This is a genomic window from Sphingobium fluminis (assembly GCF_037723805.1).
GTDB lineage: Bacteria > Pseudomonadota > Alphaproteobacteria > Sphingomonadales > Sphingomonadaceae > Sphingobium.
Map to the genome: position 1 here is coordinate 807,114 of NZ_JBBJUK010000001.1, position 12,804 is coordinate 819,917.

Sequence of the window (12,804 nt, forward strand, 5' to 3'; positions counted from 1 at the left end):
GCGCCGGGATTAGCCTTCGATTGCGGCGCGGGTCGCCGCCATCGCGCTGTCCTGCGTCAGGTCATAATGAAGCGGCGTGACCGTGACATAGCCGTCCGCGATCGCCGCAAGGTCGCTTCCTTCGGGCACGGCGTCGCTCGACCCCAGCCCGAACCAGTAATAGGGATAGCCGCGCGGATCGGTGCCCGCGATGATCGCGGTGCGGTCGACATCGTGAAAGCCCTGCCGCGCAACCTTGACGCCCTTGACGGCGGCTGGATCGATCGCCGGGAAATTCACGTTGAACAGCATCCGGCGGCTCGCGGGCATTGTGATCAGGCGACGGATGACCCGCTCTCCCCAGGCCAGCGCCACGGCGAAAGGCACAGTATCGCCCATCCCTTCGCGCGCATAGACTTGGCTGAGCGCGATCGAGCGGATGCCCGATATCGCGCCTTCCATCGCCGCTGCGACCGTGCCCGAATAGGTGACGTCCTCCGCTAGGTTCGCGCCGCGATTAACGCCCGACAGGATGAGGTCGGGCTTCTCGTCCTTCATGAGGTGGCCGACCGCCATCATCACCGCGTCGGTCGGCGTGCCGGTCACGCTATACTGTTTCTCGCCATGCTCACGGATGCGCAACGGCCGGGTCAGCGTCAGGCTGTGTCCCGCGCCCGACTGTTCCTCATGCGGCGCGACGATCCAGATATCGTCCGACAGGGCGCGGGCAATCGCCTCCAGCACCTTGAGGCCAGGCGCATGGACGCCATCGTCATTGGTAAGGAGGATGCGCATTTATCGCGGCGTCAATGTCGTGACGCCGCCCATATAGGGCGCAAGCACGTCCGGCACCGTCACGCTACCGTCCGCCTGCTGGTAATTTTCCAGCACCGCCACCAGCGTCCGACCGACCGCCAGCCCCGATCCGTTCAACGTATGCAGAAAGCGCGTCTGCTTCTCACCCTCGGGCTTGAAGCGCGCATTCATGCGCCGCGCCTGAAAGTCGCCGCAGTTGGAGATCGAACTGATCTCGCGATAGGTCTGCTGGCTCGGTAGCCAGACTTCGAGGTCCCAGGTCTTGCGCGCGCCGAAACCCATGTCGCCGGTGCACAGCAGCATCTTGCGATAGGGCAGGTCCAGCGCCTGCAATATGCCCTCCGCTGCCGCGCTCATCCGCGCATGTTCGGCTTCTGACTCTTCGGGCGCGCAGATCGCGACCAGTTCGACCTTCTCGAACTGATGCTGGCGAATGAAACCGCGCGTGTCGCGCCCGGCCGATCCTGCCTCGGACCGGAAACAGGGGGTCAGCGCGGTCAGCCGCAGCGGCAAGCCATTCGCCGCCACGATCTGCTCGCGCACGAGGTTGGTCAGGCTGACTTCCGCCGTGGGGATAAGCCAGCGCCCGTCGGTGGTGCGAAACAGGTCGTCGGCGAATTTGGGCAATTGCCCGGTGCCGAACAGCGCCTCGTCACGCACGAGCAGGGGCGGGTTCACTTCCTCATACCCATTGTCGCTGGTCTGGCGATCCATCATATACTGGCCAAGCGCGCGATGCAGCCGCGCCATCGGACCGCGCAGCGCCGTGAACCGCGCGCCGGACAGGCCGGCGCCGCCCTCGAAATCCAGCCCCAGCGCCGGGCCGAAATCGGCATGGTCGCGCGCCGGAAAACCGAACGCGCGGGGCATGCCCCAGCGGCTCACCTCGACATTGCCCGCCTCATCCTCACCTTCCGGCACGTCATCGGCGGGCAGGTTGGGAATGGCGGCGAGCATCGCCTGCAAGGCATCGCCCGTCTCGCGATCCTGTGCCTCGATCGCGGGCGTCGTTTCCTTCAGCGCCGCGACTTCGGCCTTCAGCGCCTCCGCCTTGTCCATATCCTTCGCCGCCATGGCCTGCCCGATCGCCTTGCTGGCTTCGTTGCGGCGCGCCTGACCCAGCTGCAACTGCGTCTTGAGGGCGCGACTCTTTTCGTCGAGCGCGAGGATGTCTGCACTAAGCGGCGCTAGCCCCCGGCGAGCGAGACCCGCATCGAAAGCGGCAGGATTTTCGCGGATGAAACGGATGTCGTGCATGGCCTTGCCTATGCCGCCCGGACCTGCGCCATGCAACCCCGCGTCCGTCCATCCGTTGATCCCCCGCATGACAAGGAGATAGACGATGCAGATCGATCACGACACGGTGGTGCTGGTGGCGGATGGCCGCAAGCTGCTGTTCTTCCGCAACAAGGGCGACAGTGCATTCCCCCAGCTCGAAGCCGAGTCGGTCAAGGTTCAGGACAATCCCGCCGATCGCGATCAGGCGTCGGATGCCGCCGGGCGGTCATCCTCTCCCGTCGGCGGTCGCCAGGGATCGTTCGAACAAACCAATTTTCATGATCTGGAAGAAGCGCGCTTCGCCGCCGAGGCTGCCGATATCCTCAAGCGGCGCGCATTGGCGCACGACTATGAAAAGCTGATAATCGTCGCACCGCCCACGGCGCTCGGCGAGATGCGCAAACATTATCACAAGGAAGTGTCGAGCCGACTCGTGGGTGAGATCGCCAAGGACCTGGCCAATCATCCGTTGCCTGAAATCGAGCGGATCATCGCCGGCAGTTAAGACCGTCCTTCGCCGGACATGAAAAGGGCGGGCCCTCGCGGGTCCGCCCTTTCTGCCCCATGCAGCCGTCCAATCAGGCTGCGTTCTGAATTTTCCGGTCGGCAAAGCGCTTGCGAGCGATCAGCGCCACCGCAGCCGCGCCGAACAGCAGGACCATCGGCGGTGCCGGTACATCGGTGCCGCCGCTGCTTCCCGAGCTGCCGCCGCTCGACGAACTGCTGCTCGACGACGAGGAACTCGACGAGGACGAGCTGCTGGACCCCGAACTGCCGGTCGAGCCGGTCGACCCCGTGCTTCCGGTCGACCCCGTGCTGCCGAAGCTCGACGATCCGCCGGACGAGGACGAACTGCCGCTCGACGAAGACGAGCTCGATCCGCTGCTGCCGCTGGACCCCGAACTACCGGAGCTTCCGCTACTACCAGAGCTTCCGCTGCTGCCCCCATTGCTCGATCCGTGGCCGCCATGGCCGTGATCCTTGCCGCCATGATCCTTGCCACCCGACCCGCCAGAGCTGCTCGACGACGAAGACGAACTGCTCGACGAGGAGGACGAGCTGGACGACGACGAACTGCTGGTCACATTGCCGCTGGAGGTGGACACCCCGCCTGTCGACGTGCTGACGCCGCCCGTCGAGGTCGAAACCCCGCCTGTCGTCGAGCTGGTCGAGCTGCTGATGCCGCCTGTGGAACTGCTGGTCGAGGAAATGACGACCGAGCCGCCGCCACTACCGCCGCCGCCGCCGAAGAAACCGCCGATGAAGCCGCCGCCGCCAAAGCCGCCACCGCCACCCATCACCATGGGGACAGCGCCGCCGCCGCCCGACATCATCGGCATTTCAGCCGGCAACAGCGGGGCGGGAAGGGGAATGGGCGCGCCCTGGCTGGTGACGGTCACCACCGATGGTGCGCAGGCCGTTACCGTCTTGACCACGCGCCGCTTCACCTGCCGGACGGCATAGCGCTTGCGCGGCTGAGCCTTCTCGCTCTTGACGCTGTGGACCACCGCCGGCCGTGCGCTTTCGGCGACATGGACGGCACCGCCGCCGATGATCGCGCCACCGCAGGTACAGGCGCACAATTTTGCCAGGGCCATTCGAACCGACATAGGATCCACTCTTTATTTCGTTACCGCTGATCTGCCGCTGGAGTATCCAGAAGATGATCAGCTGATATTGCCTATGCGCAGGAACGCAAAAGAAAGCGTTAACTGCAACACTGTTAACCCTGAAACACGGGTGCAAGTCGATAGAATTCCACCGCTATCCTCAAGCCATATGGTTAACGTCCCATAATGGAACGGGCCGTGAGTCATTGATGAAGCCAGCCGCCGCATCCGTCCCAGCTTCGCATATCCCGCGTGATCGGCCCGGGCCGGAGTCGCGGCGCGCCCGGCGCCCGGCCCGGCATGGCGAGTGAAGAGATGGGCGCTTGTATCGGTCCGCCACGATGGCTATTAGGCGCCCTCAATCACCAGTCATTGCGCCCGGGACGTTTAGCGCCGGGGCCAATCGAGTCGGAGAGCCAGATGGCATCGCTCCTGAATTCCGGTGCGGACGGCGAAAGCCCGCCCAAATCGGCCGTTACACTGCCAGCGGACTATCGCCCATCGCCGGACGAGGAGTTCATGAATATCCGACAGCTCGAATATTTTCGGCAGCGGCTGTGGGACTGGAAAAAGCAGATACTAACCGAAGCCGAAGGCACGCTGGCGGTGTTGCAGAACGAGCCTTTGCGGGAACCGGATCTCAACGACCGCGCATCGAGCGAGACCGACTGGTCCATCGAGCTTCGCACCCGCGATCGGCAACGCAAGCTGATCTCCAAGATCGACGCTGCCCTGCGCCGCATCGAAGATGGCGAATATGGCTATTGTGAAGTGACCGGCGAACCCATTTCGCTCGGCCGGCTCGAAGCCCGGCCGATCGCGACCATGACCGTCGAGGCGCAGGAACGCCATGAGCGGCAGGAAAAGATCTCGCGCGACGATTAACCGTTTTTCCACCAAGTCGTGACAAGGTCGCCGTGGAATAAGCAGCATTGCGCGAGATTTTTATCTATGAACGGCGGACAGGACAATTCCGATCGAGGACCGGCGCGATCGGCGCCGCGCGACAGCCTGTTCCTGTTGACCAGTCTGCGAACGCCGGAGGGCGCGCCGCTTGGCAAAGCGCGCATCCGTAACCTTTCCGCCACCGGCCTGATGGCCGATTGCGAACGCGCCGTCCCCGCCGGAACCAGCATCATATTGGAACTGCGCGGCATCGGCGAAGTGAAGGGCGTCATCGCCTGGGCGCGGGCGGACAAGATCGGTGTCGCGTTCGATGAAGATATCGACCCGCAACTGGCGCGCAAGCCGGTCGCAGCCGGCGACCGTGCCGGTACGCCCGATTATCTGCGCACGCAGCTTCGGCGCCGCTGAACTTTTTACCGACCTCAGACGCATCGTGGCGTCAGCATTTCAGACGCGTAGGGCATCGCGCCCCAAATCAGATCGTCACTCATCCGTTCGGGCTGAGCCCTTCGATCGCCTGCTTGTAGCCGGGACGAGCCTATCGTCCGCCTGGCCGCAGACCTTATCGCGTTCGACGCCGATGCCGGAAAACTGGATCCCTTCCAAGTGCCGCTGCCGGCGGGCAGAGAAAAGGATCGGATAGCAGAACGGAACGCGGGACGGCCATCGCTGGCCCGTCCCGACTGGATTTCCGGATATCGCGCGGCTCAGTGCCGCTCGACTATCTCTTCCTTGAGCCGTAATTTCTGCTTCTTGAGGGAGGCTACCAATATGGCGTCGGGCATGGGCCGACTCGTCTCGGCCTTGATTCGGGCATCGAGGCCGGCATGCTTCGCCGAAAGAGCTGAAATATGGCTATTTTCCATGACATTCTCCTCAAGAGGGTGATGGAAGACTGAATAGATCATGGATCGTGCGTCCTGTCTCGCCATGATTGCGGCTTTGCGACGATCTAAAGCAAATTTACGATGGTCCGCGCCTCGCGCTCCGGTTATCACGCAGGGATGAATGCGGTGCTCTGGAAAGCGGGTGTGAATTGAGTCAGGAAGACATCATGCGCCGGCTCGAACTTTTGCGCGTGGAACATCGGGATCTGGACAGCGCGATCACGGCGCTGATCGCTGCGGCGTCCGCCGATCAGATGCAATTGGCGCGTCTGAAAAAACGCAAGCTGCGCCTCCGCGACGAAATCGCCCAACTGGAAGATGCGCTGGTCCCCGACATTATCGCCTGACCTGCATTTAGTGGTTAACGACCTGATAACCGACCCTGAATGGGACAACGGGCGCAAAAATGCGTAACAGGCCTGACAAGATCGCGGATTTGTGCAAGCAAGAGCCATGCAGGTTGCCCCTTTCCTTGATCGTGGACTCCACCGTCGTCTGGTGGATGGCCTTTATCTCGAAGCCATGATCATGGCGGACGAGGCGCGCGCCTACTTCGACACCAGCGAAGCCGCGGAGGAAGGCGTGGACGATCCGTTGCGTCGCGTCGCCTTCACCTGTGAATCGCTCAAGGTCACGACGCGGCTGATGCATGTCATCGCCTGGCTGCTGAGTCAGAGGGCGTGGGAGCGTGGCGAAATCGACGATGCCGAACTGCTCGACGAGAAATACCGGCTGGGTCGGGCGACGACGACGGAGCCGGAACTGGCTACGTCCTTTCCTTTCGCGGCGCGTGCGCTCGTCGAAGCCAGTCAGGAACTGTACGGCAGGGTCGCCCGGCTTCAAGACCGGATGGACATGATGGCGCGCCGGGTGCGGATCACCGAAACGGGTCCGGCGCGCGCTTTGATGGATCGTCTGTACACCGCTTTTTGAGCGCGGCTTTTCATCATCTTGGCTGGCGTTGCGCACGGAAACTGGTCTAGACCGCAGTCATGACCACCGGTTTGCGGACCCTTTGCCGCGCTTCAGGCTTTCCGCTCGCCGCCCGGCTGATTCTGCCGCCGCTTCTGCTGGCGCCGGGCCTCGCACATGCGCAGCCGGTCGATCCCGTGGCGCAGCCCCCCCGGCCGGAACAGCCGCTCGATGCGATGCCGAACATCGGCATCGACTGGCCGGACATGGGGTCGCCCGATAAGGTCGTCGCGCTGCCGCCCGACCCGCAGGCCGACCTAGCCGCCGACGCCGTCCCGGGGGAAAGCGCGGTCTCCAGTCCACCCGAACCGGCGGATGAAACCGCCGCCTTCGCCGGCACCGGGGAAGAGCGGCGCTATGGGGTAAGGCTCGACGGACTGGATGCGATCGCCGACAGCCAGTTTCTGGAACGGTTCAATGCCCTGTCGGCACTGCATCAGGGCGAAGGAAAGCCCGCCAATCTCGCCCAGATCAACCGGCGCATCAAAGAAGATAATGATGTGCTCGACCGGCTGCTGCGGGCCAAGGGCTATTATGCGGCGCGCATCCGGGGTGGGGTGACGGCGCCTGCCGCCGGCAATGATCGGCTTGCCGTGGCGTTCGATATCATTCCCGGCATCCAATATCTGCTCTCCTCTGTTGCGGTCGAGGGACTCGAACCGACCGGCGACCGGGAGGCCCGGCTACGGGCGGCCTTTCCGGTGGTGGCGGGCGATCCGGTCGATGCCGACCGCATATTGGCGGGACGCGACGCCCTGTCGAGCGCGCTCGCCCAGGGCGGATTTCCCTTCGCGAAAGTCGGCGAACCGCAAGTGCGGATCGACCATGAAGAGCGCAAGGGCGATCTGGACATCGTCGTGACGGCGGGCGGCTATCGCACTTTCGGCTCAATCGAACTGAACGACGACGCCTTGTTCAGCGCCGGTCATCTGGCCCGGATCGCGCGATTCCGGCAAGGCGACGCCTATAACGCCGCCGATGTCGAGGATCTGCGCCGCGCAATCGTCGCGACCGGCCTCGTCTCGTCGGTCTCGCTCAGGCCTAAGGATGCGGGCGATGGCGAGCATGTCGATCTCGCCGTCGATGTCCGGCCGGCGCCATTGCGAACGATCGCGGGCGAACTGGGCTATGGCACGGGCGAGGGCTATCGCGCCGAAATCAGCTGGCAGCACCGTAACTTTTTCCCGCCCGAAGGCGCTGTCACCTTCCGCGGCGTATTGGGTACGCAGGAACAGACCGCTTCGGCTACCTATCGCCGCAATAATTTCCGCGAGCGCGATCATGTGCTGACCGGGCTATTGTCGGTCAGCAACATCAAGCGCGACGCCTATGACGCGCGGACCATCACCCTGTCGGGCGCGCTGGAGCGCCAGACCAATATCCTGTTCCAGAAAAAATGGGTGTGGCGGATCGGCGGCGAACTGGTCGCGTCGGATGAGGCCGATGCCTTTAGCGGCGGCAACCGGCGCACCTTCCTGATCGCCGCCGTGCCGCTCAGCCTGACCTATGACGGCAGCGACGATCTACTCAACCCCACCACCGGCTTTCGGCTGGGCGGCAGGGTGAGCCCTGAACTGTCCTTCCAGAATTCGACCTTCGCCTATACCCGGGTGCAGGTGGACGGCAGCGTCTATCAGCCGGTGAGCGATCGCGTCGTCGTAGCGGCGCGAACCCGCTTCGGGACCATTCTCAGCTCGACGGTCGATCGGATCGCGCCGTCGCGGCGATTTTACGCCGGTGGCGGGGCGTCGGTGCGCGGCTATGGCTATCAGAGGATCGGGCCGCGCGACGTCGACAATGACCCGGTCGGCGGCAAGAGCCTCGCCGAATTCTCGCTGGAAACCCGCATTCGCCTCGGCAATTTCGGCGTGGTGCCCTTCGTCGACGCCGGCAATATCTCGACCAGTTTCGTGCCGCGCTTTCGCGACCTGCGCATCGGCGCGGGCGTGGGCGTCCGTTACTATAGCAGCTTCGGCCCCATTCGCCTCGATGTCGGCACGCCGCTCAATCCGCAGCCGGGCGATCCCCGCGTCGCCGTCTATGTTTCGCTGGGGCAGGCGTTTTGATGGAACGGGAGCAAAGCGCCCCGCCGCCGCGCCGTCGCGTCTGGGACGGGGCATGGCAACGCCGGCTCGCCGCGTTTCTGGGCGCGCTGCTACTGATCATGGTCGGCGCGCTCGTCTGGCTCGATAGCGGGGCCGGCCATCGCTTCCTCGTCTCGCGCATCGTGGCGCTCCAGCCCCCTTCGGGGCTGCGCATCGCGGTCGACGGCATCGATGGCAGCATCTACCGCAAGGCGGTGTTGCAGGGGCTGGCGCTTTCGGATGGGAAGGGTCGCTTCTTCGATGCCCCTCGGGTCGAACTCGACTGGTGGCCGTTCGCCTGGCTCTCCAATCGTCTCGATATCGACCGGCTGGTGATCCCGAGCGCCACCCTGCACCGGCTGCCCAGACTCAACCCCAGCACGCGACAGGGGCCGATCCTGCCCGGTTTCGACATCCGCCTGATGGAATTTTCCGTCGGCCGCCTGACGATCGCCAAGGCCGTTACCGGGCGCGTGCAGGTGGCCAGCCTGTCCGGCGATGCCGATATTAGGGGCGGGCGGGCGATCATCGATCTATCCGCGCGCGTCGCGGGTGGCGAAGATGCGCTGCACCTTGCCCTGGATAGCCGTCCCGATGCCGACAGGTTCGACCTTGACGTTACGGCCAACGCGCCCGCCGGTGGCGTTTTGGCAAAGATGGCGGGGCTGAGGCAGGATGGCAATCTGCGTATTCAGGGCAAGGGCAGCTGGACGCGCTGGGACGGACGGCTTGCGGCGACCCTCGATGCGCAGCCGGCCGCCGATCTCGCTCTGGCCGTTCGCAGCGGCGCCTATTCTGCGGTGGGGTCCATCGAAGGCGCGGCGATCGCCGGCAATGGCCTGATCCGCCGCCTGTCCGATCCGCGCCTCGCGCTGCGGGCGAACGGCACGCTGACAGACCGCATCCTTGCGGGGCGCGTTTCGCTGCGGTCACAGGCGATGGACGTGAGCGCCAAGGGCGCGATCGACCTGCGCAACAATGCGCTCGACAATCTGCTCGTCGACCTCAAGCTTGTCCGGCCCGATGCCCTGTTGCGCAATATGCGTGGGCGCGATGTCGCCGCGCGCATTCGCCTCGATGGTCCTATGGCGCAGCCGGGCTTCGAATATCTGGTGACGGCCCGGCAGATCGCCTTCGACAAGACCGTCATCAGCGACGTGCGGATCGACGGCAAGGGCCGGCGCGCGGCGAGCGGGCCAGCACTCATTCCCTTGCGGCTGCGTGCGCGAACGCTGCAGGGGCAGGGACAGCTTGTCGAAGGCATAGTCCGCAACTTCGCGCTCGACGGCGTGCTCCAGATCATGGGGCAGCAGATCGTCAGCAACCCGATGCCGGTGCGATCCGACAAGCTGCGCGGCAAGCTGGTGATGCTCGCCGACCTCAAGACCGGCCGCTATGATTTCGGCTTAGACGGGCAGATTACGGGTCTCGCGATCCGGGGCCTGGGCATCGTAGATATCAACTCGAAGCTGCGCGCCGTTCCCGGCCCCAACGGCGCATTCGGCCTCAGCGGTAATGCGCTCGCCCGCATGCGCAGGCTCGATAATGGTTTCCTGCGATCATTGGGCGGAGGACTGCCGACGCTGCGCAGCGCGCTGGCGCTCCAGCCGGGCGGGCAACTCGCGCTGACCGATATGAAGCTCGATGCGCCGCTGCTCACGCTCGCGGCCAATGGCTATCGTCGCCGCGATGGCAGCTTCCATCTCGAAGGGACCGGACGGCACGGGCGCTATGGGCCGCTCACCCTGACGCTGAATGGCAAGATCGAGCGGCCGACCGTCGACCTGCTGCTGCGGCGACCGATGGATGCGCTGGGGCTGGCGGACGTCCGCGCGCATCTCGTGCCCGACGATGCTGGCTATGCGTTCACCGCGGAAGGCGGCTCGACCCTTGGCCCGTTCAAGGGCGACGGCGTTATCCTGCTCCCGCCCAATGCCCAGGCGATCATCCGGGTCGCGCGGCTTGGCGTTTCGGGCATCACGGCGCGCGGCGACATCCGTCCGCTGGCCGATGGCCTCGACGGCAGGCTCGACGTGACGGGGCCGGTGACCGGCACGGTCGGACTGACCCCGGTCAGGGGCGTCCAGCAGGTCACGCTCAAACTCGACGCCAGCGACGCCAGCTTCGACGGACCGACCGTCATCGCCGTGCGGCGGGGTAAACTCGATGCGACGCTGTTGCTCGATCCCGCCGGGACATCAATCAACGCGACCGCGCAGGCGCGGGGCCTTCGCATCGGCGCGGTGCAGATCGGTCGCATGGCGCTCAACGCCGATCTTCTCGACGGCAAGGGCAAGGTGCGCGCCAGCCTGTCGGGCCAGCGTGGTCGCCTGTTCGATGTTCAGGGCGAAGCGCTGGTCGAGCAGGATCGCGTGCGGGTATCGGCCACGGGCACGATCGACAAGCGGGCCATCCGCCTGACGCGCCCGGCGCTGTTCCTGCGCACCGACGATGGCTGGCGGCTGTCGCCGGCGACGATCAGCTATGCCGGGGGTTCCCTGCAACTGTCGGGCGCGCGCGGGCATGATATGACGAATATCGAGGCGCGACTGGACAAGCTGCCGCTCAGCCTTCTCGACATCGCTTCGGACGATCTGGGGCTGGGCGGTGTCGCGACCGGTTCGCTCAGTTTCGCCCAACCGCGGGTGGGGATGCCGACCGGCACGGCGGAACTGCGCATGCGGGGGCTGTCCCGTTCGGGGCTCTCGCTCAGCTCCCGCCCCGTCGATGTCGGCATCAACGCCGTCCTGACTCAGGATCGGCTGGCGACCCGGATGATTTTCGCTGCCGACGGCCAGACGATCGGCCGTGGTCAGGCCTTGCTCTCGCCGCTCGGCGATCAGGGAAGTCTGGTCGACAGGCTAAACCGGGCGACGTTTTTCGGGCAGGTGCGCTTCAGCGGGACGGCGGACACGCTCTGGCGGCTGACGGGTGTCGAGATCGTCGACATATCGGGCCCCGTCACCGTGTCAGCGGATGCGCGCGGTACGCTGGGCGATCCGGTCATCACCGGCCAGCTCGCGACCGATAATGCCGCGATCACCAGTCCGGTCACCGGCATGCGGCTCACGGGGGTAAAGGCGCGGGGCAGCTTTTCCGGCGCGCAACTGGTAATGTCGGGCTTTTCCGGCACGGCGCAAAATGGCGGGTCGGTCAGCGGCTCGGGGCGCTTCACATTCGCCGGCATCGGCGGGGTGGGCATGGACCTGTCGTTCAACGCGAACAATGCGGCCTTGCTGGAGCGCGATGACATCGCCGCTACCGTGACCGGCCCGCTGACCCTCCGCTCCAGCGGCGTGGGCGGCACCATCGCGGGAGACCTGCAACTCACCAAGAGCCGCTTTACCCTCGGCCGGGCCGCTGCCGTCGCGCAAATTCCCGAGCTCAAGGTGATCGAGGTCAATCGCGGCGCCGAAGATTTCGACCGCCTGCGCCCTAACGTCCCCTGGGCGCTCGCTATCAAGGCGCGGGCGCGCAACCGGCTGACGGTGACCGGCCTTGGCCTCGACAGCGAATGGCGCGCCGATCTCGATATCGGCGGTACGGTCAACAGTCCCGCGATCGCCGGCACGGCCCAGCTAGTGCGAGGCGGCTATGAATTTGCCGGCAGGCGGTTCGATCTGCGCGAAGGCAAGATCCAGTTCGATGGCAGGAGCCCGATCAACCCCACGCTCGACATCCAGGCGGAAGCGGACGTCAATGATCTGACGGCGACGATTCAGGTCGGCGGCACCGGCCTTGCCCCCGAAATCACCTTCACCAGCGTGCCCGCCCTGCCGCAGGACGAACTTTTGTCGCGCATCCTGTTCGGCACCTCGATCACCAGCCTGTCGGCGCCCGAAGCGCTTCAGCTGGCGTCGGCGGTCGGGTCGTTGCAGGGCGGCGGCGGGCTCGACCCGATCAACGCGGTGCGCAAGGCGGCCGGGCTCGATCGCCTGCGCATCCTTCCGGCCGATCCGACGCAGCAGCAGGGCACCGCGATCGCGGCGGGCAAATATCTAACGCGCAAAACCTATGTCGAACTCATCACCGATGGTCAGGGCTATTCCGCGACCCGCATGGAATATCAGGTCACGCGCTGGCTCTCGCTGCTCGGTGCGATTTCCACCCTGGGCCGTCAGAGCGCGAACATCCGCGTCTCGAAAGATTATTGAGCAGCCGTTCCCGGCGATGATTTCGGCTCGTCCAAATCCAGCCACGTCTTTGCGACGAATGGCTCCAAATCGTGACACTTTCGCCACATAGACCTGTGTTTATCTTAGGTTCATGAAA

12 protein-coding genes are annotated in these 12,804 nt (G+C 65.0%); 9 read left to right on the forward strand and 3 right to left on the reverse strand.

What is annotated here, in order from left to right; genetic code table 11:
• Nucleotides 1–9 precede the first annotated feature (9 nt).
• Nucleotides 10–774 carry a 5'/3'-nucleotidase SurE gene (gene surE / locus WG907_RS04045; RefSeq protein ID WP_340231321.1) on the reverse strand — a complete coding sequence of 255 codons (765 nt, stop codon included), beginning with the start codon at nt 772–774 and terminating at the stop codon, nt 10–12.
• Nucleotides 775–2,052: a serine--tRNA ligase gene (gene serS / locus WG907_RS04050; RefSeq protein WP_340231322.1), complete on the reverse strand. Its 1,278-nt coding sequence runs from the start codon at nt 2,050–2,052 to the stop codon at nt 775–777.
• Between the two features lie 85 nt (nt 2,053–2,137).
• On the opposite strand from serS, the gene WG907_RS04055 reads away from it, so the two are divergent.
• From WG907_RS04055 to WG907_RS04075, 5 genes are all read left to right on the forward strand, one after another.
• Complete coding sequence (locus WG907_RS04055; protein WP_340231323.1) at nt 2,138–2,578, forward strand: host attachment family protein; 441 nt, start codon at nt 2,138–2,140, stop codon at nt 2,576–2,578.
• Between the two features lie 110 nt (nt 2,579–2,688).
• Nucleotides 2,689–3,051: a hypothetical protein gene (locus WG907_RS04060; protein ID WP_340231324.1), complete on the forward strand. Its 363-nt coding sequence runs from the start codon at nt 2,689–2,691 to the stop codon at nt 3,049–3,051.
• Between the two features lie 18 nt (nt 3,052–3,069).
• Nucleotides 3,070–3,537: a hypothetical protein gene (locus WG907_RS04065; RefSeq protein WP_340231325.1), complete on the forward strand. Its 468-nt coding sequence runs from the start codon at nt 3,070–3,072 to the stop codon at nt 3,535–3,537.
• Between the two features lie 566 nt (nt 3,538–4,103).
• Nucleotides 4,104–4,568: an RNA polymerase-binding protein DksA gene (gene dksA / locus WG907_RS04070; protein ID WP_340231326.1), complete on the forward strand. Its 465-nt coding sequence runs from the start codon at nt 4,104–4,106 to the stop codon at nt 4,566–4,568.
• A gap of 66 nt (nt 4,569–4,634) precedes the next feature.
• On the forward strand, nt 4,635–4,997 hold the full coding sequence (locus WG907_RS04075) for a PilZ domain-containing protein (RefSeq protein ID WP_340231327.1): 363 nt from the start codon (nt 4,635–4,637) through the stop codon (nt 4,995–4,997).
• 299 nt (nt 4,998–5,296) lie between these two features.
• On the opposite strand, the gene WG907_RS04080 is transcribed toward WG907_RS04075, so the two are convergent.
• Nucleotides 5,297–5,455, reverse strand: coding sequence for a YdcH family protein (locus WG907_RS04080; RefSeq protein WP_340231833.1), 159 nt, complete (start codon nt 5,453–5,455; stop codon nt 5,297–5,299).
• Between the two features lie 188 nt (nt 5,456–5,643).
• Between WG907_RS04080 and WG907_RS04085 the strand changes: the two genes are divergently transcribed.
• The 4 genes from WG907_RS04085 to WG907_RS04100 all read left to right on the forward strand — a co-directional run bounded on the left by WG907_RS04085 (nt 5,644) and on the right by WG907_RS04100 (nt 12,686).
• Nucleotides 5,644–5,823 carry a YdcH family protein gene (locus tag WG907_RS04085; RefSeq protein ID WP_340231328.1) on the forward strand — a complete coding sequence of 60 codons (180 nt, stop codon included), beginning with the start codon at nt 5,644–5,646 and terminating at the stop codon, nt 5,821–5,823.
• Between the two features lie 106 nt (nt 5,824–5,929).
• Entirely contained in the window at nt 5,930–6,409 is a 480-nt protein-coding gene (locus WG907_RS04090) for a DUF1465 family protein (protein WP_340231329.1), read from the forward strand.
• 59 nt (nt 6,410–6,468) lie between these two features.
• Nucleotides 6,469–8,514 (forward strand): autotransporter assembly complex protein TamA, encoded by a 2,046-nt coding sequence (locus WG907_RS04095; protein ID WP_340231330.1) that lies wholly within the window; start codon nt 6,469–6,471, stop codon nt 8,512–8,514.
• Nucleotides 8,514–12,686: a translocation/assembly module TamB domain-containing protein gene (locus WG907_RS04100; RefSeq protein ID WP_340231331.1), complete on the forward strand. Its 4,173-nt coding sequence runs from the start codon at nt 8,514–8,516 to the stop codon at nt 12,684–12,686. The genes WG907_RS04095 and WG907_RS04100 overlap by 1 nt, the downstream gene beginning before the upstream one ends.
• Nucleotides 12,687–12,804: the final 118 nt, after the last annotated feature.

Excerpts from the sequence above, each read along its gene's own strand:
- serS (WP_340231322.1), bottom strand. The coding sequence starts at position 2,052 with ATGCACGACATCCGTTTCATCCGCGAAAATCCTGCCGCTTTCGATGCG.
- surE (WP_340231321.1), bottom strand. The coding sequence starts at position 774 with ATGCGCATCCTCCTTACCAATGACGATGGCGTCCATGCGCCTGGCCTC.
- WG907_RS04085 (WP_340231328.1), top strand. The coding sequence starts at position 5,644 with ATGCGCCGGCTCGAACTTTTGCGCGTGGAACATCGGGATCTGGACAGC.
- WG907_RS04100 (WP_340231331.1), top strand. The coding sequence starts at position 8,514 with ATGGAACGGGAGCAAAGCGCCCCGCCGCCGCGCCGTCGCGTCTGGGAC.
- WG907_RS04090 (WP_340231329.1), top strand. The coding sequence starts at position 5,930 with ATGCAGGTTGCCCCTTTCCTTGATCGTGGACTCCACCGTCGTCTGGTG.
- WG907_RS04095 (WP_340231330.1), top strand. The coding sequence starts at position 6,469 with ATGACCACCGGTTTGCGGACCCTTTGCCGCGCTTCAGGCTTTCCGCTC.
- dksA (WP_340231326.1), top strand. The coding sequence starts at position 4,104 with ATGGCATCGCTCCTGAATTCCGGTGCGGACGGCGAAAGCCCGCCCAAA.
- WG907_RS04080 (WP_340231833.1), bottom strand. The coding sequence starts at position 5,455 with ATGGAAAATAGCCATATTTCAGCTCTTTCGGCGAAGCATGCCGGCCTC.
- WG907_RS04055 (WP_340231323.1), top strand. The coding sequence starts at position 2,138 with ATGCAGATCGATCACGACACGGTGGTGCTGGTGGCGGATGGCCGCAAG.
- WG907_RS04075 (WP_340231327.1), top strand. The coding sequence starts at position 4,635 with ATGAACGGCGGACAGGACAATTCCGATCGAGGACCGGCGCGATCGGCG.